Source organism: Micromonospora sp. NBC_00617 (assembly GCF_045161355.1).
Lineage (GTDB): Bacteria > Actinomycetota > Actinomycetes > Mycobacteriales > Micromonosporaceae > Micromonospora.
On the sequence record NZ_CP107751.1, the window covers coordinates 3,927,647 to 3,953,564 of the forward strand.

Consider the following 25,918-nt stretch of genomic DNA (forward strand, 5'->3'; position numbering starts at 1 on the left):
AGGCGCTGCGGACCGTAACGGGGTTTCCACGTTCCACACGCGTGAGACCCGGCCGGGTCGGGTGCCCTCTTAACCCCGGAGGCGACGGTATCCACACGACCGTCGATGAGTCCTCGGTCGCCGTCTACCGACTTCCAACGGCCAGCCTCTTTGTCTCCCCAGCACTGCTTATCCGACCCGGAGAGTTGCCGTGACGAGGCATCAACGAGGGTTCACCATATTCACCCTTTCGGCCTTCCCCTCACCTGTAACACCCAGTCGGCATGGGTGCCCTTGGGCTTTTCCCTGAGCTTCGCACCCGGCAATTACTCGCCACGCACGTCAGGGCGGGAACCGGTCTTGGATACTGACCGGGAGCTACGTCTCGGGCATCTACACCCGACCTCCAATCGACGTACTCGCTCAACACGTGCGACCTCGTGTCGCACCTCATCTCGGCATGAGCGGACGTCACCCGACCACGACCAGGACCACCAGTGCTGACGCCTTCGGATTCGCCGAAGAGTTCACCAGCTTGAAGTGCCTGGTCAGGGCGTTGCCCGTGGGATCGGTGTCTCGAATGACGGAACCGCAGCGGACTCCACCGAGCTCACCCACAACGCTCTACATCGATCCACGGCGCACCTGCAGCAACGGCTTTAGGCGACCCGAGACGCCGGCCGGCACCAGCCGTCCTGGGAGCAGTGCCACCTGACCACTTCGCCACTCACTGGGGGTCACGGCGCACCAATTGACCGCATCACCACAGGTCAAAGCCCTCGTCTCTGTCCGGCGTCGGTGAGCACTTCGGGGGCGGTGACCGCTTCGCCAACCTGCACCCAGTCTGCTCCCATCCGCAAGTCCAGGCCTACCAGCGGCTCCTTACCGCCTTGACCTGCACACACTCCTTTACCAGGCGACATAGAGTGCCGTCAACTGCTGCGCAGAACCGCGGAGCACTCCGCGGGAAACAGGACGCCGCACCGACTCTGACCTGCGGAAACGAGAACTTGCAGGTCTGGGTGGGTGCAGTTGGATGCCGTTCGGGGCCGTTGCACGCTGTTCAACGCCGTTCAGTGCACCCGTCTGCTCCCATCCCGCTCCCCCAGTCTTGGTACGACACCGCCGTCGGCTGACCGGCGGATACGGTCTGCTGCCGCCGAGGCTGGCACCGGTGCGGTTGCCAAACGTGCGGTGTCAGACCAGCAGCAGCGATGCGTTCGCTGCCTCCGCGTCACCGCATCCAGCAGCTCCCACCCCGCTCTTGGACGGCGTTTGTCGGCTCACGGATCGCCCTGCGGTTGCGTCGACCGCAGGGGGCCGACGTCGGATCAGGCGGTCCCGCTGGACGAGAAACGGCTGGGGCCCGACCTCCCTCGGCGCCTGGCCACGACGATGACGACGACCACCAGTGCCGCCGCCACGAATAGGGCACCGAGGATGAGCGCGATCCCGCCCACGACGAGACCGATTGGGCCGAGCGGATCGCGCTCCGCCGTTGGCGGCGGGGCGTCGTTGGGTAGGCCGTCGTCGCCTGCGTCGAAGTCGAGCGCGCGCGGGCTCACCTGGGTGGTCGCGCCGAGCCACACGTCGCCGTGCTGGTCGGGCGCCGCTGTGCGGAACGACTGGCCGACCGCCGTCGACACGTCGGCGTACCGCTGTTGGAACGCCGGCTGCGGCAGCTTGGCGAACGGCACGTCTGCGAAGTCCACACCGCCGTCTACGTAGGTGAACGTGTAGCGGTAGCGGCCGGAGACGACGTTCTTGGTGACCTTGTACTCGCCCTTCCGGTACGATTTGACGTACGCGTCGAAGGTCTGGCGCGGCGTCCATGGCCGCGTCGCCGGCCACCGGCTGACGTCCCCGCTGTCGATCATCGGCGCCAGGGCGCCAGTACGCCGCTGGCGATACCACTCCGCGGCGACCCGGGCGAGGTAGACCTTCCGCAGGTCGGCGAACTGCGGTGAGGTGTTCACGGCGGCTTCGACCTTCGGCAGGATCAGCTTCCGGTAGACCTTGTCCATACGCGCGCTGGGCACTGGACAGGCCGGGTCGCCGACCTTGCCGTTGGACACCTGCGCCTCGGACCTGACCTCCAACGGGGCGTCCACGATGTAGAGGCCGCCGTTGTCCTCGTAGACCGAGGCCGGCTTAGGCACGATCCACTGCCGGGTGACCGCGCACTCTCGGAGCCGCTTGGGATCGGGCTTGCCCCAGAATTGCAGTCCGAGTGCGGTGTCGGGGTTGGTCAGCCGGGCCGCGAGCCGCTTCATGTCGAGGTCCGCCTCCAACAGGATCCGCCCGACGTCGGTGGTGGCCAGCCTGCGGTCGATGATCCGGTCGGGCTCATTGGGGTTGAGGTTGACCCAAAACGTCGAGGTTGGCAGGTTCAGCCATACATAGAACGCATCGGTGGCTTGGGCGGTGGCCCGTTGCCCGTCGCTCACCTTCTGGCCGGGACGCGTGGCGGGCGTGGCCCGGTATGCGTACCGGAGGTTGCCGCGCTCGTCCTCGGACAGGTACCGGAGCTGGAGCGTGGTGAAGTCGATCCCGCCGGGGTCGGCGCCGGTCGGCTCAGCCCCTAGCGCGGCCGGGCCGGTTGGGGCGGTGTTGCCGGTGCCGGCGCCGAACTCCTTGCCGCCGAGCAGCAGCGTCGCGTCTGCCCCGACCGGCCTGCCCTTGGTCGACCAGTCGGCCACGCTCTTCTGGATGACCGCGTCGGAGTACTCGCCTTTCTTCAGCTTCTCCCGCGCGGCGGTGCGGGCGGCGTCGGTGGACCCCTTGTGGCGGGCGATCCGGCCAAGCATCGACTTGCTGGGCAGATCGGTGAGGACCTTGCCGCGTCGCAGGTTGGGGAAGTATTCGTCCTTAAGCTTGCGCACGCAGCGGGCAGGGCCGGAGCAGAACATCCGCTCCGACCCGACCTCGTCCACGAGTTGGGGCAGGTCGTCCCGGCCGAGTGCGGCAGCCATGTGCCGGGTCAGGAACAGCTTGATCAGCGGCTCGGAGTGAAGCTTGTTGTTCCTCAGGTCGGCCGCGAGATCCGCCTCCTTGCTGAGGTCCCAGGCGAAACTGGGCACGGAGGACCTGTTCCAGGCGACGGCGTTGCCCTTGGCGTCCCGCAGTTGGTTGCCGTTGACGTCCACCAGCCGCCACAGTCGGGTGCTCTCGTCGAACTGGTAGATGTCGATCAGCGCGATGGGGCTGCTGTTGTCGTGGCTGTTTACGCTGGGCACGGTCAAGTACCAGTCGATCGTGCGGCCGCCGGCGGTGGTCGCCCAGTGCCCGTCGGCGACGTTGCGGCCGTAACCCATCCAGGTGTCCGGCCGGTGGTCGTCGTCGGTCAGCACGGTGTGCCGGTAGCGGGACATCAGCAGCGGCAGGTGCAACCGCTCGCCGGGGACGAGGATATCGACCGGGTAGTTGGGTTTCGACGGCGCCGCGAGCGCCTCGGGAACGATGATTATTCCCGGTCCCACCAGGCCGACGAGGACGGCCAGCACGGCGGCGAGACTGCGGCGCAGGAAGACGGGTGCGGACATCAGGACCCCCGAGGCCTAGTCGTCGTATTCCATTGCGTATTCGTCGAGCAGAGTGCTCCAGTGACCGGCGTGGTCGTTCACGGCGGCGGGATCCCACCTGTCGAGTTGGTCCCAGATCGTGTCCACGGCGTCGGCGACCGACGCCTGGGTGCCCGCGTTGCCCTCGAAGAGATGAGTGTGGAAGAGGCCGAGGGTCAGGACGAAGGCGGCGATGCTCGAGTTGGCCAGTGTGTCGTCGGCCGGGTATCTGTCGTAGAGGCAGATCACCCCGTCGGACTCGAGATCCACGCCGTAGCGGTAGTCGGGCTCGGCCGTGACGATGAGGTAATCGCGTCCGGCGCGGGAGAAGATGCTCAGGAGCCGTTCGTCGTGGACGAACCCGATGTCCCTCACGTCCACGGTGGGCAGTCCGACGGCGGTCAGGAACCGCCCGGTCCGGTCGGAGACGCGGGGATGGACGAGTTCAGGTCGGATCGGCGCGAGCCGGCCGTCCCAGACCCGGCGAATCTGTTCGACGAGGTCGTCCCAGGATGGAACGTCGGATGCCGCCATTGATCTTCTCCTGTCGTGGGGGCGGATCAGGTGCGGTCCGCGCGCCCGCGTTGATTCCCCTCAATGCTCACACGTGCGGTCGAAGCTGTGGGGTGGCAAACCCGATCGGAAATGGGGAATAGCAGGTATCCGACTCCCCATCGACTCACGTCCCGACCGTGGGCACTGGCCCTGACCCGCTTTGGTGGACATCCGAGATCAGGGCTCGAGGGGTCTTAGGAGGATGTCCAGCTGCGCCGTTGCGTTGAAGGATCGGCTGACGTGTTGACCCATCTCCGTCCCAGTCGACAGCGCCCATCGGAAGAAACGCCGGGCCTCGCCGGCGTCCCGGCGGCCCGATATGAACATGTCGATGAGCTGCCCGTCCTGGCCGGCCGCCCGGTACACGTATCGCCACACCCGTTGGCCTTGACGTACGTCTCACCGCCGGGCCATCTGTCGCTTGGTGAAGACCGGCAGAAGCGGGCGGCGTGAACTATTCGGATGCGCCGAAGAGGTCACCGAGCAGGAGGCCCTGCTCAGAGAGGTCCCCGTGGGATGGGAATTCCACTCCTCAGGATCCGCGCTACCGCTGCCACAGGCACAGCCAAAGCCATACATCGATGCCGCGGAACCGGCGGACGCCCGCGCAAGCAAGATCGCGACGACAACCACCGCGAGCCAAGCGGGGGCCAGCGAAGCCTGACCTCTTCGGTTCTCTCTGGGAGGTCACGGCGGACCGCTCGCTTGTATCGCCGCAGGCCTTGGCCCTTAAGCTCTGCGTCGTGCCGGTGACTACTTCGGGCACGCTGACCACTTCGCCAATCTGCACCCACCTGCAAGGCCCACCACTCAGCAGCCCCTTACCGCCGTGACCTGCGCACACTCCCCCACCAGGTAAGATCGAGACCTATCGGCTACTTCAAGATTCGGGGAGCACTCCGCGGTGAACCAGGACGCCGCAGCGACTCTGACCTGCGCAAACGCGGAACCGCAGGCAGGGGTGGGTGCAGTTGAGGAACGTTCGATGCCGTTGGGCGCAGTTCAAGGCCGTTCAGGGCAGCCCGTTGCTCCCAACCTGCTCCCCCAACCGGGCTCGCGGTAGCCGGCGGCGTATGTGGATCCGGTGGGCGGCGCCCCGACGTTTTGAGCGCCGTCAGCGCCAGCATCCGCGGTCGGACTGGTGTCGCGCTCGACCGCGGACGGATCTATGCCGGCTCGCGCACGCCGCCGGCGTTGCCACCATCGTCGGGCATCGGTTCGGCCGGGGCTGCGGGCAATTCGTCCGGTGCCGGCTAGCGCACCCGCAACTTCTGGTAGTTGGCGGCGTAGGCCCGGTAGGTCGGGTTACCGGAGTAGGCGGCGTGGACCTGGTAGGTCCCGGGACGCAGGTCGGCGGTCCGCAGTTCGACGACCGCCTTGCCATCCATCAGTGGTACGACCTGCACGGTGCCGCCGAAGGTGACGGTGACCTCGCCGGTCGGGGTCGGAGCGTGATGCTTCGGTCCGCCCGCCGGCTCGACGGTCACGGTCAACCTGAACGTTTCCCCGCGGACAACCGACGCTGGCGTGGCTTTCGCCTTGACCTTGACGGCGGCCGGGCCGGAGGGCACCTCGAACGACGCCCTACCCTCCGACGCCTTCAGGTAGCCGAAGCCGAGGTACTCGGCCTTGAGTGCCCGGGCGCCCGCCGGCAGACCCGCAGGCAGCGTGACAGTGGCCGCGCCGTCGTCGAGGTGGGCGAGCGTCGACCAGGAGCCGATGCTGAACCGCACCTGACCGCCGGCCTCGAACCCGTCGGCCGCCGTGACCGTCGCGGTGGCCGTGGTCGTCTGGGCCTTACTCGCGTACGGCGCGACAGCCACCTCGGTGGTGGTCGTGACGTCGCTGTTCGGGATCCCGCGGATGTCGTTCCACTCGCGGACGGTCAGTGGGATCACGGTGCCGTGACGCGGACGGACGACACCCGCGTTGGTCATCGTGATCGCCTTGGCGTTCCACGTCGGGGCCTCGATGTTCTCGTGGCATGCGGCCTGGTATCCGCCGCCGTTCGTGTACCGGTCACCCCAGAGGTAGAACTGGCCGGGGCAGGAGGTGTCACCGGGGTTCGCCTTGAAGATGACCGGTCCCTCGTACCCCTGGTTGGCGACCCACGTCGTCCTCCCCAGCGCCGGCGCGACCAACGTCCAGTTGTCGAGGTTGCTGTCCAGGAAGTCGGTGTGCTTCTCCGAGAAGATGTCCGAGCCCTGGTTGCCAGCCTCGTTCTTGGTCACCCGGTAGTAGTGGTCGCCGACCCGGATCGCGGTGGTGTCGATCCGCGACAGCGGAGCGGGGTCCTGCCAGACCTGGGGAGCGGAGAACGTCTTGAAGTCCCGCGTCGTGGCGTACCACATCTGCGCGTTGCCCTGGCCGGTGCGGTTCACCGGGTCGCTCCACAGCGACTGGGCCCAGAACACGACGTAGGCGCCGATCTCCTCGACCCACAGCGACTCCGGGGCAAAGGCGTTGCCCGCGTTGTCGGGCGCGACCTTCACGTGCCGCTGAGGGGTCCAGTTCACCAGATCGTGCGACTCGAACACCTCGATGTACTGGGTGTCGTTGATGGCGTATCCACCCTGGTCGTACCAGTTGAGGTCGGTGGCGATCATGTAGAACGTGTCGCCGTCGGGTGATCGGACGATGTGCGGGTCACGAAGGCCCTGGTCGCCCAACTGGGAGATGAGTGACGGCCCGCCGCCGGTCAACCCGGTCCAGTCCAGAGCGGTGTTCCCGTTGGACGTGGCGAACATGATCTGCTCGCCGTCGGCGATTCCCTCGCCCTTGAAGTAGCCCATGAAGTACCGCTCGTACTCCTCGGAACGGGGCATGGCGGTGATGGCCACCGGGAACGACTTCGTCCGCGAGGCCGTACCCTTGGTGATGGTCGCCGTCAGGGTGCCGGCGACGTCCTCGTGGCCGAAGGCCGGGCGGGTCACCTCGCCCGTCGGCGTGACGAGTTTGGTGGTCGACCTCCAGGTGATCGTCGAGCCGAACTCGCCCTTGGCGCCGAGGTCCAGGTTCCCGCGTACGTCATCGGTGCCCGGCAGGGTCAGGTCGAAGGCGTCGCGGTCGACCGCCTGCGCGTCGTCGAACTCGGCTTTCACCACGACGGGGATCTCCCGTGTGGTGACCTCCTGGGCGCCCTTGCGGACAGTCGCGGTGAGCGTGGCTGTCGCGTCGGGTTGCCCCTGCGCGGGCCGCTTGATCGTGCCGGTCATCGCGACCTTGCGGGCGCTGGGGACAGCGGGCGGGGTGTAGACCTCGACGACCGAGGGGTCCGAACTCGTCCAGGTGATGGCCGAACCCGCCACGGAGCCCACCTTGGGCAGAACGATGTCGTGTACGACCGCACTGGTCAGGCCGAGGTCGATGGCGGCGGCGTCGGCGCGGACGCCCTCGGAGACGGTCCTTCCCGCCAGGGTGAGTGTCTCGTCGAGACCCAGTGCCCGGTCGTAGACCCGGAAGTCCCGGATCGTCCCGCGGAACGAGTAGTGACCCGACGTCTGCGAGCGACCGAGGAAGTTGCAGTTGGTTCCGGCAGAGCTCACCGACGGTGGCGTGGTCAGGTTCGTCGACGTCGCGTGCTGCACGCCGTCGAGGTAGAGCCGGCCGGTCCAGCTCGTTCCGTCCGGGTTCAGCGACTGGGTGTAGGTGACATGCGTCCACGCTCCCTCAAGCATGCGGACCCGGTTCTGTTGCAGGTTCGCCGGACCCACCGCGACGCGGAACCGTTGGGTGTTCGACGCGAAGATCGAGCCCTCGGCGCCCGTGTCGGCGTCGCACGAGCCGGACTTGCGGCCGAAGCTCCACATCTGGTGCTCGCCGACGTTCGCCGGGTCGATCCACACGTCGTAGTCAACGGTGAGGTTGGACATGCCGGCGGTGATGTCGCTCGGCAGCGCCACGTACGCGCCGTCGAGGGCGCTCTGGTAGGAGTCGGGGTTGAACCTGACTCCGTCCCCGGTCAGGCTCGCCTTCCCGGGATGCACCAGCGTGGCGTTCGCCGCCGAGCCCGCGCTACCCGAGTTGACCAACGTCGTTCCACTGGTTTCGTCAAGCGCGAAGTGGTGCACCAGACCCACATCGAGCCGCTGCTCGGCAGCGTGCGAGGGTGTCGCGCCGATCGGAACCGACATGAGTGCACCCAGTGTCAGGGCCACGACACCTCTGCCCTTCCGACTCAATCCGGGACGTGACCTTGGCTGCCGCAGTCGCAATTGGTCCTCCTTGGCCGGCGTGGTGGTGGCGCGCTCCGACGTGGACTAAGGGTGTTAACGCTAACTACGGCCTGTGGTCGAGTCAACGCGATCCGTCCCGGCCCGAGGCGTAGGTCGTCTGCTGCCAGAGCGGCGCTGACCAGGAAGCCACCCGGATCGGTGGGCCGGCCGGCTACTTCGAACGGTTGGACCCTGAAGGGGCGCCCCCGTACCGGCCTTCGGGGCAGAGCCAGGGTGGCCCCCGATAGGAATGCCACTCCCGGTCCACCAGGCTTGGATCGTGAGGAACTGATCATGGGGGTCGGGCTGAAGAACATGCTTCGCACGCTGGTGACTGCGACGACAGCGATGGCTGTCATGGCGACGCCGGCAGTCGCTGCTGCCGCTCCGCAGGAGGCGAATCACGCCGGGCTGCAGAGTGGGCTCGACGAGCTCGTAGCCGCCGGCGCGATCGGTGCGCTGGCGCAGGGTGCGTAACGAGCACGGCCTGTGGCAGGGCGCCAGCGGCGTCGCCGAAGACGGCAGAAACGGGGCGGTCCCGGTCGGCGGCCGGTTCCGGGACCCGATTCGGGTTTCTCGTACTCGAACACCGGCTACACCCTCCTGGGCCAGATCATCGAGAAGTCGACGGGCACGTCCTACGCCGAGCAGATCGAGCACCGGGTGATCCGGCCATTGCAGTTGGACGACACGTCGCTGCCGGGAGCCGCGACGCGGATTCGCGGACCCCATCCCCACGGATACGTGCCCATCGGTCAGCGGAACGGCGGGTGGCAGCTCGTCGACTACACCCAGTCGAATCCGTCGGTATTCGGCGCCGCCGGCGAAATGATCTCCACCACGAAGGACCTCAACCGTTTCTTCGCCGCACTGCTCAATGGGCGCCTGCTACCCGGGCACCTGCTCGACGAGATGAAGATGCCGGGTGTCGAGAGCCGTACGCATGGTCTCGGGCTGGCGTTGCGGGACACACCGTGCGGGGTCCGTGTATACGGCAACGACGGCGACGTCCTGGCCTACCAGGCCTATTCTTTCTCCACCCACGACCGGCGCCGCCAGGTGACGGTCGCGGTGACGCCTAACTTCGACGGTAACATCGACGACGCCGACGCCGACGCCGACGCCGACGGCATCTGCGCGCCTCGGTTATAAAGATCTCAGCACCGGAAGGGAGCGAACGGCGATCCTACCCCGCGAGGCCGTTCGAGATGTCCACGACCAACCAACGACCGACACCAAGCTCTCGTCACCCGTCGATTCAGGCCCTGAGGCGTCCAGCGCCGAGTACGCATAACCGCGGCAACTCCGTCAGGCACGATCATTGCTGCTCGGCGAGCTCTTCCGGTTCGCCGAACGGGTCACCACAGAGGATGCGCTGGTCACGGCACCGCGAGTGGGATCGGCGTCTCAGCTCCTCGCCAGATCGCGGACGCTGGCCTGAGGTATGGCCATCGGAGGAGCCGCCCTCCCGCAGCTGCGGCTATGGCTGACGGCAAGGCCCACCGGAACGAGGAGCAAAAGCAACCGGCGAGGTATACGAACTCCCCTACCAGGGCTTGGACGCACTAACCGCCTCATAGGCGGTGTCACCTCCACGATCGGCGCGATGACTGCGGCAGAGTACGGTGTCGAACTGACTGTAGGGAGCGTCATCTTCGAGGTGCCTGTCCAGCGGATCTTTCCGGATCTTGACCTGGACACCTTCTGGGACGACAACGAGTACGCGCTCGGCGCCTACGTCGACGTGCCTCCGTCGCCCGCGTTGATCGATTCGGTCGAGGCTGAGCTGGGCTACTGGCTGCCGGTGTTGTACGTGACGTTGATGTGGTCGCATAACGGCGGGATGCCGCACCACACGTGTTGTCCGGCGCCGAGCCGGACCACGTGGGCCGACACTCATGTCGCCGTGGACGGGGTCATGGGGATCGGACGGGAGAAGCGATACTCGGTGGCAGGCGAGGCTGGCAGCCGATTCTGGATCGAGGAATGGGGCTACCCGCCGATCGGCGTGTACGTTGCTACCTGCCCATCCGCTGGACACGACATAATCGCCTTCGACTACCGGGACAGCGGCCCCGACGGTGAACCGCGAGTAGTCCACGTCGACCAAGAGTGGGATTACCGGATCACGGTGCTGGCACCGAGCTTCGTGTCCTTTGTGCAGGCCCTTCGGCCCGCGAGCGAATACGAAGAAGAGGGCTGAAGCTCCCGCACGACGACACTGCCCAGTGAGCATGACGACGAGTCACCGGCATGACCGGCGCCGGTTTCGCGCGATCGTGATGACGCCACGTAGCGCGCGATCGGCGGCAGATCCGGATACTTGATCGAGGCTCGCTGGCCGTCGAGACCCACGCGCGTTCGAGGTGCGGTGGACATCTATGGTCCCTGCATGTCGATCACCGACCAAGACTTGGTCATCGAAGCGGCGGAAGCCGGGGCTGCGGTCGTCCGCTCGCACTACGGATCATCGCTGACACGCTTCCAGAAGTCCGCAGGTGACTTCGCCACCGCGGCCGACATCGAGGCTGAGAAGGCCATCATCGATGTGGTACGTACGGCGCGCCCGGACGATCTCGTGCTGGGTGAGGAGAGCGGGCGCACGGGCAACGGCGAGAACGATCGCATGTGGCTGGTCGACCCGTTGTGCGGAACGTTGAATTATGCCGTACGTAATATGCTGGCCTCGGTGAATGTGGCGCTGCGAGCCGGTGGGCAGGTCACGGTGGCCGCCTCCGCGGACCCGTTCACGAACGAGGTGTTCTGGACTGACGGTGCCGCTGCGTACGTGCGTCGCGGTGGTTCGGACCAGCGACTTGCCCCGTCGGCCGAGTCGAGACTGGTCGACGCCAATCTCGACCCACCGTTTCCCAACAAGGGAGTCTTCTCGGCCGCCCGGATGCTCGCTGACGAAGGATTCATCGAGCAGTTCCGCCCTCGCGTCGTCTCCACCACCCTGGCCGTGGCTTGGGTCGCCGCTGGCCGCCGCGCCGCCTACGTCACCGATGGTCACCTGTCCAACAGCGTTCATTTCGCGGCGGGAATCGCCCTCTGCCAGGCAGCCGGTTGTGTAGTCACCGGGATCGACGGCCAGCCGATTCACACCGGTCTGGGCGGTCTGGTTGTGGCTGCAGACGAGCAGACGCATGCCGCCCTACTGACCCTCGTCGCGAACCAGCGCCCACGAACGGATTGATCCGGTATCCGCTTCTCGGCATGTGCGGATGCCACCCGACCACGACCAGGACCACCAGTGCTGACGCCTTCGGATTCGCCGAAGAGGTCTCCAGCCTGAAGGGCCAGGTCAGAGCACTGCACGTGGGATCGGTGTCTCGAATGACGGAACAGCGGCGGACTCCAGCATGCTCACCCGCAACGCTCCACATCGATCTGCAGTACGCCCACGGACGCGGCCTTAGGCGAACCGGGACGCCGGCCGACGCCAGCCATCCCGGGAACAACAACGCCTGACCACTTCGACCTCTACTGGAAGGTCACACCGCACCGCTAGACCGCGTCACCGCAGGTCAAAGCTCTCGTCCCTATCCGGCGTCGGTGAACACTTCGGGCGCGGTGACCCCTTCGCCAACCTGCACCCAATCTGCTCCCACTTGCAAGACCAGGCCCGGCCAACGGCTCCTTACCGCCTTGACCTGCGCACACTCCCCTACCAGGCGGCATAGAGCGCCGTCGACTGCTGCCCAAAACCGGGGAGCACTCCGCGAGAACCAGGACGCCGCACCGACTCTGACCTGCGACAACGTGGAGCCGCCCGCAGGGCTGGGTGCAGTTGGGCGGCGGTCGATGCCGTTGGACGCGGTTCAAGGCCGTTCAGGGCACCCCGTTGCTCCCAACCGGCTCCCCCCAAACCGGGCTCGCATCGGACCGCCGACCGATCGTGAGCGTCCGGCGCGGTGCGTTGGTTGGCGCCAGCGCTGGCTCTCGCGGCCCCATCGGTCGATCGGGAAGCACGCCCACGACCGCCGCGCCTTGTCAGCGGCATGAGCGTAAGCCTGATCTCGTCGGTGGAATTGACTCGCCGCGATGGAAAGGCGGACGCCGTCGGGCCGAAAACTTCACCATGGGAGCCTCCCCGACGAGGGCACCATTCAACGCCGCAGACCCCACAGGACGATCCCGAAGCCGAGGATGTTCGAGTGGCCGACGAGGACCATGAAGGTGAACACCCGACGGAGCGCGCGTTGAGGGCGTTGTCGCGGCCGGAGTCGCGGCGCCGAGGCTCCAGCGGGGTGCTGGGGCCTCGGCGCCCTTCGCCTTGCTCGGCCTAGCGGGGGACGCTACAGCCTGCGGTGATCGGCCGATGGAGCGATCTCGGCCGATCAGGCCTGCAGGTGTACGCGGCGGCGCCGTGCGACGAGCACCAGCGCGATGCCGACCGCGACGGCGACCGCAGCCGCGCCGACGAACAGCATGGTGTTGTCGCCGGTGACCGGCAGGCCCGGGCCGGCGCTCGACGACGCCGACGGCGCCGCCGATGCCGATGCCGATGCCGACGGCGATGCCGTTGCCGTTGCCGTTGCCGTTGCCGACGGCGAGACGGTCGGCGAGCTCGCGGCGACCTTCTTCGCCGGCACGAAGACGCGCGGCTCGTCGCTGTCGTCGCCCCTGACCTGCGCCAGAGTGTGGTCCTCCTCGCCGTTCTCGCCGGCCAGGATTTTCCAGCCCGCCGGGGCGGTGAAGGTCAGCAGGACGTCGCCGGCTGGGAGGTGGGCGAAACGGAACAGGCCCTTGGCGTCCGTGACGGCCTCGGCGTACTTCGTCTTGCCGTCGGCACTGGTGGCGACGACCTTGACACCCGGAACGCCAGGCGTCCGGGGCGTCCACTCGGCATCATCGGACTCACCCTGGAAGACGTAGCCGCCGAGATCGCCGAAGGCGCCCGCCACCAGCAGCCGCACGCTGGTGATGTTGTCGGCGTCGTTGGCCTCGCCGTTGTCGGCGGCAAGCGCGAAGGCAACGAATCCGTAGCCGGACTGCCACGCCACGTGGTTGGTCTTGCCGGTGATCTGAACGGTCTTGGTGGCGCCGGCGGCGAGGTCGAAGCCGGTCGACAACTCACCGTAGGCAACACCGTCGACGCCCTCGCTGTCGCCGCCGGTGTAGTGCACGTGCTTGGCGTCGACGGAGCTCTTGTTCGTCACCGTGACCGTGATGGTGAAGGTCTCGCCCTCGGCGTAGTTGGCCTTGTCGGCGGCGGAGGTCACCGCGATATCCGGCTTGGAGTCGGCGGCCAGGGCGGCCGTTGCCGGAAGGACGGCCACGAGCACGCCCACGAGGGCGGCGGCGGCAAGTTTGCGCATGAAGGTCTCCGTAATGGGAGGCGGGAATCAGCGCGATGCTAGCGGCTGGGCGAGTCACCCCGCTGTCCCAAGATCGAGAACGTGATCGGAAAGGTATCCGATCACGGATAGCTTGATGATCGAGTGAACGCTCAAAGCACGCGATCCGCAGGCCAACCGTCGACAGAAAAGACGACGACTCCCCCACCTGCCGCAAGAGCGGACAGGCCTAACCGCGTCAACTCCAGGCGAGCAAGCGACGACGCCCCACAATTCGGCCGCCTCGAAAGTCACAGAGCGTCGGCGGCGACGACGACACGACAAGCGGTGCAGCGGCGAAGCCCGGGACACTGGGAAGGACACGCGCAAGTAGCTGTCGGCTCTCCGCCTCCAAAGGCGACCGCTGCCCACCATCGGAGCGTTCCACTCGGGCGGGCCATCTACACCGTGGCGGCCTCGCCAGGGAACCAGCAGCAACGTCGCGGCGCCACCACCCGCCCCAAGACGACCCGCTGCGGGTAACCCAGAGCCGCCGATCTGACCCACCAGCCCGAGCACAGTCAGCGCCACGCCTGCCTGCCCCATCATCGCGGCGACCGCGGCACAACCGCGCTGCGTCCCGCTGCTCCCAATCTGCTCCCAATGTAAGCGGCACATACGGCGAAGCCCATTACCGGATAGTCCGGTAACGGGCTTCTGACCTGCACAAACTGAGAGTGGGCGATGCTGGTATCGAACCAGCGACCTCTTCGGTGTGAAACAGGACGCCGCACCCGCTCTGACCTGCGGCAACCTAGAGCCGCAGGCAGGGGTGGGTGCAGTTGAGCGCCGTTCGATGCCGTTGGACGCGGTTCAAGGCCGTTCAGGGCACCCCGCTGCTCCCAACCTGCTCCCCCCAAACCGGGCCCGCACCGGACCGCCGACCGATCGTGAGCTCGGGCCCAGTGCTCTGGTTGGCGCCAGCGTTGGCGCCCGCAGCCGTATCGGTCGATCGGGGAGCACGCTCACGATCGACGCGCCTTGTCAGCGGCATGACAGGATGCACGACGTGGACGCTGCCGAGGAGAGTCCCCGTTCGGTGCTGGCGATCAACGACTGCGGCCTGCTCCTCATCCAGGGCGGTGTCGGCACCTGGCTGGTTCAGGGTTCGGCTGATGGGTTGGTCTATGCAGCCGGTGAGCGGCTGGTGTGGCTGTTGCCGTTACTGGAGCGCTCCCCGGCCGACATCATCGCGGCGTTGCCTCACATGCCCCTGGCAGACACGCCGCTACCCGCCCTCGTGCGGTTCGCGCTCACCGCGTGGGGTGAACACTGGCCGGCGCTGGCGCTCGGTTGGCTGGAGTCCGGGTGGCCGATCCGAGACCTGGTCGACGTGCTGGCCGATATGAAGGACTCGCCGGCACTCTCTCAGCCGCTCCGTTGCCGGGCACTTGGTCTGTGGCAGGCCGCAGCAGGTAACTGACGGCGCGACAAGCTGGCTGCAGAGGGACAGCGCGGATCGCGGCATCTTCGGATACTCAATCCGGCAGCATGGAGTCCTTTGGACGGTCAGGCCGACGACCCGCAGGCTGCGGCGTCGGGCGCGCTGCCATGACTTGGCGAGAGGAGTCGATTATGGCCACCATTAGTGTCGATGCCGTTGTTGACGTTCCTGCGCAACAGGTATGGGAAGCCATCGCGGATGTGGGTGCGGTACACCAGCGACTCCTGCCGGGGCGGGTGGCGGGAACCTCGATCGACGGCGACGTCCGCATATTGACCATGCCGGACGGAGCACAAGTCCGCGAACTCATCCTTGCGATCGACCACGAGCTCCGCAGGATGGCGTACGCGGTGACGGATGGGCAACGACTCCCGCTGACTTATCACCACGCCTCGTTTGAGGTGTTCGACAGGGGTGACCAGAGCCAGATCGTCTGGCTGACCGACGTACTCCCTCATGCTCTGGCCGGACTGGTGAGGGCTCGTGTCGAGCGGGGGATCCTCGAAATGAAAGAGGTCCTGGAAGCCAACCACACGACGGCAGCGCCGCACTGACATCGGCAGATGTGCGCGCTTGCCATTCAGAAGTCGCCGCTGGAGGGCGCCAGGCTCAGCGCGTCTCGCTGTGGGTCGTGCTGAGCCTCGCGCAGGCCAGCACGGTCAGAGCGGCTCCGAGCAGCAGCGCCGCGACTGCGACGGCGGTCTCGACGTCGGGCGCGGTACGCCTTGGCATTCCGCAAGCTGATCCGCGGCGCCTGCTGGCGGACATGCCGCAGCGCCGCCATCCTGTCCCCGTCCTGAACACACGGATTTCGGCGAGCAGCGGATCCTCAGACCTGACGCCCTGGTGCTGCTGATACAGGTCGGCCCATCGATCTGTGTGTTGCGCGAACGGGATCGGCGCCGGCAACCGGTAGAGCGGGTACGAGCGTCTGAAGTGGCTTCCGCTCCCATCTGTCAGCTGGCGTGGCCGGGCGAGGGCGCGGCTGCGCGGCCCGGCCGGGGTCCTGCTCGGCGGTGGCCGGGCAGCGTCGAATCACGCGGCGGATTGCCGAAGACGTACGGCATCAGATCTCTTGGCCGCGGTGCGCCATGCTGCATGGTGATGGCCTGCGCAAGGCGGTCACGGTCCGCCTCGAAATCGGCGCAACGAGTTTCGACGTTGACACGATGCTGACCTGGCTGCCGCCCGCGCTCTCAGCACCTGGGCCCCGCCGGATGCCGCACGCCGGACGGGGACCTTGGCGATGCCTCCGGGTGGCATATGCTGCCGCGGCACGACGGGGAGGGTGACATGCGACGGTGGCGGGTATGGGTGGCGGTGGCCGCCCTGGCCGGGGTGACGGCGATGGCGGGGTGCCGGGCACCGGCAGGGCTGGACGGCAACCTGACCGACGACTGGCCGCCCGCCGCGGCGGCCGTGCAGTTCACCCCGAAGGCGGGCGACTGCCACGTGGATCCCGAACCGTCGAGTTACCTGACCAGCTACCACCCGGTCGACTGCACACGGCAGCACCTGCTGGAGACCTTCTACCTGGGCACGTTCACCGGCCCGGTAGCCGAACGGGAAACCCCGCCGCCGGTGGGCTCGGCAATGCTTCGACCGGCGTTTGCCGAATGCGACGCGAAGGCGACCGCGTTCGTCGGTGGCGACTGGCGGGGCGCTCGCCTGACGGTGCAGGTCGCGCCCCCGTCTCCGGGCGGATGGCAGGGTGGCAGTCGCTGGTTCCGGTGCGACATCTTTGAGCTGGACACCGCCGACGGCGGCTCGGCGCAACGGCATCCGGACGACCACCCGGTGCAGCACACCGGCAGCCTGCGGGACGAACTGAAGGGCACGTCACCGCTGGCCTTCGGGTGCCTGAACGAGGACCGGTACGGCAAATTCGAGCAGAGCACCTGCGCCGGGCCGCACACCTTCGAATACGTCGGCTCATGGACGGCGCCCGACACCTCGTACGCGGACGCGGACCGCGACGAGGACGGAGCGCACGCGAAGTGCCGGACCCTCGTGGCCCGGTATGCCAAGGTCCCGGTTGACAGCACGCTGCGCTACCGCACGGGCACCTCGTACCTGGTGCCGGCCGAGGAGGCGTGGGCGCGCGGCGACCGGGGAATCCGATGCTTCTACTGGTCAGGAGGCCCGAAGGTGACTCGCTCGATCAAGGGCGGTGGCACAAGGGCGCTGCCGGTCCGCTGAGCGCGCTCCTCGCCGTCTGGATGGTACTGGCTGTGTCCGGGGGCTGTTGCCGGAATTCACGAAGGTCACAAGGCATCGACGTACGGCTCTGCACTGCGGGGGTGCTCGCGTCGACTCACCTACCAGACCGAAACGCAAACGGTGCGTGCTGCAGTCGATCTCAGCACGCACCGTGGGCAAATCATTGGTGTCCGCGGGGCGACACGAACCAATGCCCCACCGCCGATGACGCTCAACGCAACTCTGCAGCTCGCACAGACCTAGCTGCGGTGGTGACTTCGGGTGAGTCGAAGACGTCACCGGGCCGGCTCGGCACCCTGCCGTGTTGTCTAGTGTCGGACGCAGGGCTGCCCCAGTCGGCGATCAGCGCAAAAGGAACCTTGGCGCGATCCAGCGCGCCGTCACACGCCACCCGGTGTGCCGCAACGTGAAGGCGTTCGTCCTGAACTACGTCGCTTACGACGCCGCCACGTGCTGGTGCGTCCCGACGGGCACGTCGCGCACGTTCGACGTCGACGGCACCGATCCGAACGGCGCCGGGCGATCGGGGCCTGGTTCGGCGCCCCGGCGCCGGCGGGCGTTCTCACGCCGACGGTCTCGGGCTGACCAGCGGGAGCAGCACCCCTTCGATGACGTCGTTGATCATGTCGTCGGAGACGGGGCCCTCGGTGAGCGAGTGGTAGATCATCATCGCCGAGCCGACGTTCGCCACGAGCGGGGTGACCGCGTCCGCACGGACCTCACCCCGCTCGACGCCGTCGCGCAGGATGCCCAGGAGCAGCTTCTTGCACGGGTCGGTGACCCGCTCCTTGACCATCGTGTGCACCATCGCGGCCTTCGGACCGTTCTCCGACTTGACGATCTGGAAGGCCGCGCCCCGGGTCGCGTCGAACGCGTCCCGCAGGCTCCGGAGCACCGTCGCCAGATCGGTCCGCAGCACGCCGCGGAGCGGAATGGCCACCGGCGACGGCAGCGCGTTGTAGAACGCGTCCAGGATCAGCTCGTCCTTGTCCGCCCAGCGGCGGTAGAGCGTGGCCTTGCCGGTGTGTGCCGCGGCAGCGACGCTGTCCATCGTCAACTTCGCGTAGCCGAACTTCTCCAGCTGCTCGATGACCGCGTCAAAGATGGCCTGTTCCAGGACACGCCCGTGACGTCGGGCGGGGGCCGGGGTGTGTGGCGATTCCGCTCTGGTCCGAGTCACCTGCAAGCCCTGTCTGCTGGACAACCTGTCTACGGAGAGAACGAATCCGTACCCATCTCCGGCCACCGGGTCCCAGTGTAAGCGCACCCAGCGGCGACTCCCCTCTCCGAGAGCCGCCTCCAGCCGGCACCCACGCAGCACCACGGGATGGAATCGGCGGACCCGCTTGCAAGAGACGAATCTGCCCTCGATGCGGGCGTTCTGAAGATGGTCGGAATATGAATCAGAAGTTCGCTGAGTACGTGGACGTCCTGCAGGAGCGCAACTTGCTTCCGTCGTCCACCCATTGCATCTTCGTCACGGGTTCCCTAGCTCGTGGCTGGGCCCATGAAATGAGCGACATCGATCTGGTCGTGGTGTCGGCCGAGCCTTTCGTGGATGATCGGTTGGCGGAGATCACCGTTGTCCTCGAACCCGATTCGTTGGGACTGGCCGCTTTTACCTATGAAGGCCGGCGCGGCGAGGTGAAGTACTGGCTCGACACCCAGGTCGACCAGTTGTTCGGCAAGGTGAGCCGGAAGGCATTCGACGCGGATCAGCGGATCGGCAGCCGACTCACGGAGGTGGAGGAGTTCTTTCTCGGCCGGCTGGGCACCTGCATACCGATCCTTGGCGAGGACTGGCTCCTGCGGCGTCAGAACGATCTGCAGGAATCGGCTTTCCAACGTTTCATGATCATGCAAGCGTTGAACAATTCGGACCGTGCAGCGGACGCCGCCTTCGGCCTGGTTGCGAGCGGCGAGGCGGACGGCGCGGTCCTGGCGGCCAGGCAGGCGTTCGGGTGGTCGATGGAGGCGCTTCTCATCAGTCATGGTGAGTACAGCGTCGACATGAAGTGGCGACCGCGCAGGATGCGTGTAGCGGCCCCCAGCCTGGTTTCCTACGAGCAGTACTGGTCGATCGAGACCATGCGTGAATATTCGACCTCGAATCCCGTGAAATGGGTTGAAACAGTAGTCGAGCTATGCAAGGAACTGAGCATGGAAATAGAGGTGTGACGTGTTTCATTTGAGCTCAGTTCCGAGGCGGCACCGGTTGGTGAGGATGCGAAAGTTCGCTGGATCGCTTCTGATCGCAGCCCCGGACCCTGCTGACAACATAGAGCTCAACGACTCCGCCGCGTTGATGTTCCGGGCCATCGACGGCAAGCGCTCCGTGGCCGAGATAGGCGAGCTGGTGGCCGCAACGTTCGGCATTCCGGTCGACGAGATCATGGATGACGTGGCCGAGTTCGTCGCTGACCTGGGCGAGCGGAGGATCGTCGACCAATTTGGTGCCTCGGACGCGTCGGCACCGGTTCCGGGGCCTACATCGTCACCGGCGACCGGACCGGTGCCCTTCGGAAGTCACCGCCCGACGACATCGACTTCGGTGGACCGCTGATGGAGCCCTATCGGAGCACGTTCGACAGCTGGAACGAACGGGCCAGTGTGCGCACCAAGCCGCGTCGATCCCTGGACGACCCACGCGACGTCCAACTGTTTTTTCCCCCAGAATTTGTTCCGGCGTTGAGCCACCCGCTGGTCGCGGCACGCGGTCCCGAGGTGGCTCGGCGGATCCTCCTGTACTCCCTGTACCAGTATCTGCACTTCACCACGGTGCTGGAGCAGGTCGCCGTCCTGCCGGTCACGTGTCGCATCTCCACGGGGATCAGCGGGCTAGACCTGCCCGCCGCGATGCGAACGGACGCCTTCAAGATCACCACGGACGAAGCATGGCACGCCCAGTCCGCTCACGAGTTCATTGCGCAGGTGGCTCGCGCCGTCGAGGTTCCCGCGAACACTGTCGTCGAGCCCCGGTTCGTCCGGCGGTTGTCGGAAGTGCGCGAGACGTTCGATGTGAGCTCTCGCTACCTTGTCGACCTGATGTTCGCGGTGGTGAGCGAAACGCTGGTTTCCGGGCTGCTCTCGGACATTCCGAAGGATTACCGGCTGCCGGTCCCGGTACGCGCGATCGTCGCCGACCACGCCGCGGACGAGGGTCGACATCACGCATATTTTCGTAAGGTTCTCGAGCGGGTGTGGCCACAACTGTCGCTGCAGGAGCGCCGAATGATAGCGCCCAGAGTGCCGGAGTTCATCCGAACCTTCCTCGATCCAGACAAGGCGGCAGTGGCGTCGGCTCTGAACGCTACCGGTTTCCTCCCTGCCGAGATCGACGAAATTCTTCGGAAGTCTTATCAACCTGAAACGGTTCTGAATACCACCCGCGAGGCATCCCAGGCCACGGTGCGGAGTTTTTCGCAGGTCGGGGCGATGGAAGACCTCGAAGTGCAGGACGCGTTCCAGGCTGCGGGGCTGTCGCTTACCCGTTGAGCCAACGTTTACGACGGCGGAGAGGAGCCGGTCGCGATGCGCGATGACAAACCGTTCGGAGAAGGGCGGCACCCATGAGAGAGGAGGAGCCGCCGCGCAGAGGCACCCTGGTTGCGGTGGTGGGCCTCGACGGCGCAGGAAAGACGACTCAGGTCCACGCCCTCGGTGACTGGCTCGCATCGCGAGGAGTGCAGGCCATGGCGCAGACGAGCGTATCGATGGCACCAGTACGTGCCGCGCTCACGAAAATCGCCCACGAAGACGGGTTTACCGATCACCTCGACATGATCGGCGCCGAGACCATGCGGCTGATCTCGGCGTGCTCCAAGCTGGCCAGGGTCGCCGCCCTGCGGGAGTCCCTGCAGCACCGCACTGACCTGGTGATCCTGGACAGATACACCTACTGCCAGTACGCGCTCGCCGCTGCCCATCGGGTGGGCAGCGTGACGTTCCTTCGCCGGATGTTCGCTGGTCTTCCCCGTCCGGATCTGACCATCTTTCTCGACGTGGACCCGGAAGCCGCTGCCCGACGAATAAACGATCGTGGTATCGACACCGAGGACGTCGTTTTTCTGAAGGAGTTCCGGGAGGCGTACCGTTCGCTCCCAGAATTCGATGATTTTGTGGTCGTTGACGGTAATGGCACCCGGGAGCAGGTGGCAGGTCTTCTACGCGCGACGCTCCGGTCGGCCTTTCCGGACAGATTCGAGAAGGCCGCCTAGGCGCGCAGAGCACGACCCTGATGTCACGACCAGGGTGTTTCCGCCGTACGTGAATGGCTCCAGCATCGTTCCAAGCCCAGCTGAGGAGAGAATGTGAACAGGTATCAGGGCGACACCATTGAGGACGGCATGTTCAGCCGGATCGGCACCTGCCACATGCACGTCGATGCTGGTGGGTTCGCCGCTGCCGTCGACATCGCGAAGATCCTCGATGCCAAGCACCCGGCGCCGTGCAAGGCGGTTCCTGTTGTGGACCTGGTTAGTGGGCCGCAGCGCAAGCAGTCGCCGGACGCCTACGCGGAACATCACCCCGCGCACGACAAGGATCCACAGGCTGACTCCTTCGCCTCGATCTACCTCGGCGACGTGGCACGGCTCTCCCTGGCGCCGACGATCCTGAACGAGGTCTACGCCGCGTACCCCAACGCGATCGTGGAGCTGGAGCAGGTGAGTTTCGCGATCACCTGGGACGGTCAGCCGAAGACGGTGGAGAACGAGTACGACAGCGTGAAACTCGTCGTGCCGGGTGCCCGGCAGATTGTCACGCAGGTGTCGTACGAATACCACCACGGCTTCAATCTCGACCGGAGCGCCCCGCAGCCCGACCTTGACCAGTTGGTCGAGCATCTGGCCGGACGCGACGTCGAGTTCGGCAGCATCTACGTCTTCGATCGCGGCGACCAGCTCGCGTACCGGACGAACTGCTTCACCGCGGGTGGGGTTGCCGACAAGCTGATCAAGGAGCGGCAGATTTGCGCCGAGACGGTCGCGGAGCTGACGGGTAACGAGACCCGCGTCAAGACGGTCCTGGAGAAGGTCCTCGGCATCTGGCAGCCCGCACGCTAGTTGAACGCACACCCGAGGCTGCCGGCCACACCGTTCCGCGCGGCAGCCGCGCAACGACGCGGGGAACGGCAGACATGAGTTGAGCGGGGAGCCGGTGAGCGAGACGTTAGTTGATTGGTCGAGCACCTTCTACAGGTCGCCCGAGTTGGTGGCGGGCAGGACGGTGCACTGCGCGGTCGACGCCCCCTTACCGGCGGTGGCCTTCCTGGAACGTGTTGGTGTGGCGGGGGTCCAGTTCACCGGTGAATTGGCCGCCGCTCACGCCGCGATCCTGTGGGATGAGATCGCGTCGTGGCGTACGTCGGCGGACGGTGGCGCCGGCCCGCCGCTCGGCGAGGAACTGCTGGCCAACGCCTGCACGGCCGACGGTTTCAAGCGTGCCGCTGAGCTCGGGTCGGTCGGGCTCGGGCTCGTCCGCGGCGAGTTCCTGTTCGCCGTGGGGGTTGCGGCGCTCGTGGACCAGCAGTTCACCGGCGGTGGCACGGTCGCCGATGCGTTGACGAGCGACGGGGAATGGCGGACTCTCTGCCGGCTGCTGGCTGATCAGCGGCTGCGTCGCATGCTAGCTGAACAACTCATGTTCATCCTGGACGCGGCGGATTCCGCCTTTCCTCCGTCCGCTCCGGTGTTCGTCCGGTGTTTCGACTACGGCGACGCCTACAGCGGCACCGGCGGCGGCCTGCGTGGCGCGGCCCTCCTGCTCGACCAACTGCCCGAGGCGGTGGTGTTTCTTGCGAACATCGTGGCCGAGGCGCAGGCTCGTCATGCCGTCCGGTACGTGTTCGCGATGCCTATGGTGGCAACCTACGCGGAGTTGACGGAGACAGTGGCGCTCGCGGGTCGTGGCGGTGTCACCTTCGCGGCGTCTCCCGACGACCTCACTCGGCCGGGCTTCGGGTGGGAGGTCGAAACCCCGGCCGCGTGCCTCTGTACGGGGCTCTGGAGTGACCACCTAGAGCGGGAGTACGGGATCGTCCCGGCGCTGTGTGGGATCGGCACGAATGACCTCACCCAGTTCACCCTGGCGCGCCCGCGCCGTATGCCGGTTCGACTGGTCGACGCGCGTCATGAGGCACACCCTGCGGTCCTGGCACTGCTGGGCACGCTGGCCGACGACTGCACCGGTCGAGGGATCAGCGCGGTCCTGTCCGGGGCCGCCGGCGAGGACCCCGGATATCGGGCGTTCGCGCGGCAACTCGGTTTCCTGGTCTCCTGCCCGATACCCGCGTTGATGACCGTGGCACACGATCGCCTGACGCCGGTGTTGACACAGGCGGTGGCGGCGGATCGGCTCGTCGACGCATACGGTGTGGCCGACGCCATCGGGCGGGGTACGAGGCACTGACACGTCTGATTAGTCTGGTGAGGGCCCGGTCAGCTAAGCCAGGAGAGGCCTGCATGATCTCTGCACCCCGCACGGTAGTTGCTCGTGTTCCCGGTTCGAAGTCGATGATGGCCAGAGCGTTGGTCATCGCGGCTCTGGCTCGGGGGACGACTCGCCTGGTGGCTCCTCTGGTCGCGGCCGACACGGTGGCTTTCGCAAAGGGCCTCGACAGCCTCGGGTTCCCGGTGCTCCGCGAGCCCGACGTGTGGAGCGTGACCGGTGATCCAGCCGGCCCGCCCGCCACGGAGGCGACGGTGTGGTGCCACGATTCGGGCACCGCGGCGAGGTTTCTGCCGGCCGTGGCGGCGTTGGGATCGGGTCGCTATGTGATCGATGCCAGCGCGCAGATGCGTGCCCGCCCAATGGGGTCCTTGATGACAGCGCTGCGTGGCCTCGGTGTTGAGGTCGACGCTGCGGCCGGGGGCAGCCTGCCGTGGGTCGTGCACGGCTCACGCGTCGTCGGCGGAGCCATCGAGGTGGACGCGGACGTCTCCAGTCAGTACCTGTCGGCACTGTGCCTGTCGGCGCCGGCGATGCGGAACGGCCTCAGGGTGCGGGCACCCAATCCCGTCTCGGCGCCGTACGTCCATCTCACGTTGATGATGATGCGACAGTTCGGGGTCGAGTCCAGGTGGCAGGATTCCACGATCACCATCCCGCCGGGCACCTACCAAGCTCAGGATTATCGGATCGAGCCGGACGCGTCAACGGCGTCGTACTTCTTCGCCGCTGCCGCCGTCACGGGAAACACCGTGACGGTGCCGGGTCTCGGCCGAGGGTCGTGCCAGGGCGATCTCCGGTTCGCCACGGAGGTTCTACCGACGATGGGTTGCCGGGTCGAGGTCGGTGACAACACCGTCACCGTTACCGGCCCGACCCGGCTGCGTTCACCGGGCACGGTCGCCATGCGCGACATCAGTGACACCATGATGACCCTCGCAGCCATCGCGCCGTTCGCCGATGCGCCGACCCGGATCACCGATGTGGCGAACTGTCGGGTGAAGGAATCGGATCGCATCGATGCGATTACCACCGCGCTCACCGCCTGCGGCGTATCCACCCGCTCAGGTCCGGACTGGCTCGAAATCGATCCGGGAACCCCGACCGGAGCGCTGGTGCAGACCCGCTCAGATCACCGCATCGCGATGAGCATGAGCGTGACCGGCCTGCGTACGCCGGGAATCGAGTTCGACGAACCGTCCTGCGTCGACAAGACCTTCCCCCAGTTCCATGAGGAGTTCGCCGCCCTGGCACATGGCTGGGGTCTGCCACTCGACGAAGGAAGACACAGTGTCTGAGTCCGAAACGGCAACCCTGATCGCGCCCGATGTGGTGCTGACCCGTTGTCCTAAACCCCAGAGCCACACCGGCATGGTGACGATGGTGGCAATCGACGCGGGGGCAGGGGGCGTTGTCCTCGTGGACAGCGGGATGTCCGAGTACATGCCGGCGGCACTGAGCCCGGCGCTCACCCTGCTCGGCAGAGACGTCCGGGATGTGACCGCGGTATGCAGCACGCACGGCCATCGTGACCACACCGGTGGCAGCCGGGCGATCCGCGAGCTCAGTGGCGCGCGTTCCTACTTCTCCCCGCACGACACCGACCTCGCCGGTTTCGCGCCCGACACGCCGGTGTCGGGGGGTGACCGGATCATCCGCGGCGACGTCAGTCTCGACGTGGTCGAAACGCCGGGACACACTGCCGGCAGCGTCTGTTTCTACGAACCAGTCCGACGACTGCTGATCGTCGGCGACAGCGTGCAGGGTACGGGATCTGCCCGGAAACTCCCAGTCTACTACGGCTCCGGCCGCCAGTACCGGGCCAGCATCCGCAGTCTTCTCAAGCTGCGAATAGACCTGATGGTGGTCGGTCATCCGCTGGACTGGCAGGGCGCCCGCACCAGCGTGTTTCGGGGTACCGACTGTCAGGGAATCCTCACCGCCAGCCTGCGAGCCTCGGAGGTGATCGCGGCGGCGACCGAGACGGTGCGACGGACGTCGCTCACCACCGACCTCCCAGCGAATCGTTCGGCGATTCTGAGCCGGCTGGCGGCCGCATCCACCTTCGCGCATTTCGATCCCGGTGCGCCTGTCGAGGAGGACACTGACGCGACGCTCCTCAGCGAACTGAGTGACCTGACGGGCTCCGGGAAGCCCTGA

22 protein-coding genes and 1 pseudogene are annotated in these 25,918 nt (G+C 66.7%); 16 read left to right on the forward strand and 7 right to left on the reverse strand.

Annotated elements, in window-relative coordinates; genetic code table 11:
- Positions 1–1,310: 1,310 nt before the first annotated feature.
- The 4 genes from OG505_RS17910 to OG505_RS17925 all read right to left on the reverse strand — a co-directional run bounded on the left by OG505_RS17910 (position 1,311) and on the right by OG505_RS17925 (position 8,227).
- A complete protein-coding gene (locus OG505_RS17910) occupies positions 1,311–3,521 on the reverse strand; it encodes a hypothetical protein (RefSeq protein WP_405425893.1) in 2,211 nt (736 codons plus the stop codon).
- 15 nt (positions 3,522–3,536) lie between these two features.
- Positions 3,537–4,073 carry an SUKH-4 family immunity protein gene (locus OG505_RS17915; RefSeq protein ID WP_405425895.1) on the reverse strand — a complete coding sequence of 179 codons (537 nt, stop codon included), beginning with the start codon at positions 4,071–4,073 and terminating at the stop codon, positions 3,537–3,539.
- 198 nt (positions 4,074–4,271) lie between these two features.
- On the reverse strand, positions 4,272–4,472 hold the full coding sequence (locus OG505_RS17920; RefSeq protein WP_405425896.1) for a DDE-type integrase/transposase/recombinase: 201 nt from the start codon (positions 4,470–4,472) through the stop codon (positions 4,272–4,274).
- 875 nt (positions 4,473–5,347) lie between these two features.
- Positions 5,348–8,227, reverse strand: a complete 2,880-nt coding sequence (locus OG505_RS17925) for an immunoglobulin-like domain-containing protein (protein ID WP_405425898.1) — start codon at positions 8,225–8,227, stop codon at positions 5,348–5,350.
- A 375-nt stretch (positions 8,228–8,602) separates the two neighbouring features.
- On the opposite strand from OG505_RS17925, the gene OG505_RS17930 reads away from it, so the two are divergent.
- From OG505_RS17930 to OG505_RS17945, 4 genes are all read left to right on the forward strand, one after another.
- Positions 8,603–8,785, forward strand: coding sequence for a hypothetical protein (locus tag OG505_RS17930; RefSeq protein ID WP_405425900.1), 183 nt, complete (start codon positions 8,603–8,605; stop codon positions 8,783–8,785).
- Positions 8,786–8,797: 12 nt separating this feature from the next.
- A complete protein-coding gene (locus OG505_RS17935; protein ID WP_405425902.1) occupies positions 8,798–9,460 on the forward strand; it encodes a serine hydrolase domain-containing protein in 663 nt (220 codons plus the stop codon).
- A 454-nt stretch (positions 9,461–9,914) separates the two neighbouring features.
- On the forward strand, positions 9,915–10,511 hold the full coding sequence (locus tag OG505_RS17940; protein WP_405425903.1) for an SMI1/KNR4 family protein: 597 nt from the start codon (positions 9,915–9,917) through the stop codon (positions 10,509–10,511).
- Between the two features lie 189 nt (positions 10,512–10,700).
- Positions 10,701–11,504 (forward strand): inositol monophosphatase family protein, encoded by an 804-nt coding sequence (locus tag OG505_RS17945; RefSeq protein ID WP_405425905.1) that lies wholly within the window; start codon positions 10,701–10,703, stop codon positions 11,502–11,504.
- Between the two features lie 1,144 nt (positions 11,505–12,648).
- On the opposite strand, the gene OG505_RS17950 is transcribed toward OG505_RS17945, so the two are convergent.
- Positions 12,649–13,629 (reverse strand): SdrD B-like domain-containing protein, encoded by a 981-nt coding sequence (locus tag OG505_RS17950; RefSeq protein ID WP_405425906.1) that lies wholly within the window; start codon positions 13,627–13,629, stop codon positions 12,649–12,651.
- A gap of 1,027 nt (positions 13,630–14,656) precedes the next feature.
- Between OG505_RS17950 and OG505_RS17955 the strand changes: the two genes are divergently transcribed.
- Positions 14,657–15,070 (forward strand): hypothetical protein, encoded by a 414-nt coding sequence (locus OG505_RS17955; protein WP_405425908.1) that lies wholly within the window; start codon positions 14,657–14,659, stop codon positions 15,068–15,070.
- A 152-nt stretch (positions 15,071–15,222) separates the two neighbouring features.
- The gene (locus OG505_RS17960) at positions 15,223–15,645 is read left to right on the forward strand and encodes an SRPBCC family protein (protein ID WP_405425910.1); all 423 of its coding nucleotides are present in this window, start codon (positions 15,223–15,225) and stop codon (positions 15,643–15,645) included.
- A 55-nt stretch (positions 15,646–15,700) separates the two neighbouring features.
- Here OG505_RS17960 and OG505_RS17965 read toward each other — a convergent pair whose 3' ends face one another.
- A complete protein-coding gene (locus tag OG505_RS17965; protein WP_405425911.1) occupies positions 15,701–15,823 on the reverse strand; it encodes a hypothetical protein in 123 nt (40 codons plus the stop codon).
- A 561-nt stretch (positions 15,824–16,384) separates the two neighbouring features.
- Between OG505_RS17965 and OG505_RS17970 the strand changes: the two genes are divergently transcribed.
- Positions 16,385–17,290 (forward strand): septum formation family protein, encoded by a 906-nt coding sequence (locus OG505_RS17970; RefSeq protein WP_405425913.1) that lies wholly within the window; start codon positions 16,385–16,387, stop codon positions 17,288–17,290.
- A gap of 393 nt (positions 17,291–17,683) precedes the next feature.
- A pseudogene (locus OG505_RS17975) lies at positions 17,684–17,896 on the forward strand (hypothetical protein); the annotation flags it as partial.
- Here OG505_RS17975 and OG505_RS17980 read toward each other — a convergent pair.
- Complete coding sequence (locus tag OG505_RS17980; protein WP_405425914.1) at positions 17,874–18,491, reverse strand: TetR/AcrR family transcriptional regulator; 618 nt, start codon at positions 18,489–18,491, stop codon at positions 17,874–17,876. The pseudogene OG505_RS17975 and the gene OG505_RS17980 sit on opposite strands and share 23 nt — an antisense overlap.
- A gap of 218 nt (positions 18,492–18,709) precedes the next feature.
- Between OG505_RS17980 and OG505_RS17985 the strand changes: the two genes are divergently transcribed.
- The 8 genes from OG505_RS17985 to OG505_RS18020 all read left to right on the forward strand — a co-directional run bounded on the left by OG505_RS17985 (position 18,710) and on the right by OG505_RS18020 (position 25,918).
- Complete coding sequence (locus OG505_RS17985) at positions 18,710–19,489, forward strand: nucleotidyltransferase domain-containing protein (RefSeq protein ID WP_405425915.1); 780 nt, start codon at positions 18,710–18,712, stop codon at positions 19,487–19,489.
- A gap of 46 nt (positions 19,490–19,535) precedes the next feature.
- Complete coding sequence (locus OG505_RS17990) at positions 19,536–19,874, forward strand: PqqD family peptide modification chaperone (protein WP_405425916.1); 339 nt, start codon at positions 19,536–19,538, stop codon at positions 19,872–19,874.
- A complete protein-coding gene (locus OG505_RS17995) occupies positions 19,874–20,806 on the forward strand; it encodes a diiron oxygenase (RefSeq protein WP_405425918.1) in 933 nt (310 codons plus the stop codon). Before OG505_RS17990 ends, OG505_RS17995 begins: the two co-directional genes overlap by 1 nt.
- A 74-nt stretch (positions 20,807–20,880) precedes the next feature.
- Positions 20,881–21,528, forward strand: coding sequence for a dTMP kinase (locus OG505_RS18000; RefSeq protein ID WP_405425920.1), 648 nt, complete (start codon positions 20,881–20,883; stop codon positions 21,526–21,528).
- 93 nt (positions 21,529–21,621) lie between these two features.
- A complete protein-coding gene (locus OG505_RS18005; RefSeq protein ID WP_405425922.1) occupies positions 21,622–22,374 on the forward strand; it encodes a hypothetical protein in 753 nt (250 codons plus the stop codon).
- Between the two features lie 196 nt (positions 22,375–22,570).
- Positions 22,571–23,719: a putative PEP-binding protein gene (locus OG505_RS18010; RefSeq protein ID WP_405425923.1), complete on the forward strand. Its 1,149-nt coding sequence runs from the start codon at positions 22,571–22,573 to the stop codon at positions 23,717–23,719.
- 53 nt (positions 23,720–23,772) lie between these two features.
- A complete protein-coding gene (aroA, locus tag OG505_RS18015; protein WP_405425925.1) occupies positions 23,773–25,056 on the forward strand; it encodes a 3-phosphoshikimate 1-carboxyvinyltransferase in 1,284 nt (427 codons plus the stop codon).
- Positions 25,049–25,918 carry an MBL fold metallo-hydrolase gene (locus tag OG505_RS18020; protein ID WP_405425926.1) on the forward strand — a complete coding sequence of 290 codons (870 nt, stop codon included), beginning with the start codon at positions 25,049–25,051 and terminating at the stop codon, positions 25,916–25,918. The genes aroA and OG505_RS18020 overlap by 8 nt, the downstream gene beginning before the upstream one ends.

Coding starts and splice junctions, on each gene's coding strand:
- OG505_RS17910 (WP_405425893.1), bottom strand. CDS start 3,521: ATGTCCGCACCCGTCTTCCTGCGCCGCAGTCTCGCCGCCGTGCTGGCC.
- OG505_RS17915 (WP_405425895.1), bottom strand. CDS start 4,073: ATGGCGGCATCCGACGTTCCATCCTGGGACGACCTCGTCGAACAGATT.
- OG505_RS17925 (WP_405425898.1), bottom strand. CDS start 8,227: ATGTCGGTTCCGATCGGCGCGACACCCTCGCACGCTGCCGAGCAGCGG.
- OG505_RS17930 (WP_405425900.1), top strand. CDS start 8,603: ATGGGGGTCGGGCTGAAGAACATGCTTCGCACGCTGGTGACTGCGACG.
- OG505_RS17940 (WP_405425903.1), top strand. CDS start 9,915: ATGACTGCGGCAGAGTACGGTGTCGAACTGACTGTAGGGAGCGTCATC.
- OG505_RS17945 (WP_405425905.1), top strand. CDS start 10,701: ATGTCGATCACCGACCAAGACTTGGTCATCGAAGCGGCGGAAGCCGGG.
- OG505_RS17950 (WP_405425906.1), bottom strand. CDS start 13,629: ATGCGCAAACTTGCCGCCGCCGCCCTCGTGGGCGTGCTCGTGGCCGTC.
- OG505_RS17960 (WP_405425910.1), top strand. CDS start 15,223: ATGGCCACCATTAGTGTCGATGCCGTTGTTGACGTTCCTGCGCAACAG.
- OG505_RS17965 (WP_405425911.1), bottom strand. CDS start 15,823: ATGCCAAGGCGTACCGCGCCCGACGTCGAGACCGCCGTCGCAGTCGCG.
- OG505_RS17970 (WP_405425913.1), top strand. CDS start 16,385: ATGCGACGGTGGCGGGTATGGGTGGCGGTGGCCGCCCTGGCCGGGGTG.
- OG505_RS17985 (WP_405425915.1), top strand. CDS start 18,710: ATGAATCAGAAGTTCGCTGAGTACGTGGACGTCCTGCAGGAGCGCAAC.
- OG505_RS17990 (WP_405425916.1), top strand. CDS start 19,536: ATGCGAAAGTTCGCTGGATCGCTTCTGATCGCAGCCCCGGACCCTGCT.
- OG505_RS17995 (WP_405425918.1), top strand. CDS start 19,874: ATGGAGCCCTATCGGAGCACGTTCGACAGCTGGAACGAACGGGCCAGT.
- OG505_RS18000 (WP_405425920.1), top strand. CDS start 20,881: ATGAGAGAGGAGGAGCCGCCGCGCAGAGGCACCCTGGTTGCGGTGGTG.
- aroA (WP_405425925.1), top strand. CDS start 23,773: ATGATCTCTGCACCCCGCACGGTAGTTGCTCGTGTTCCCGGTTCGAAG.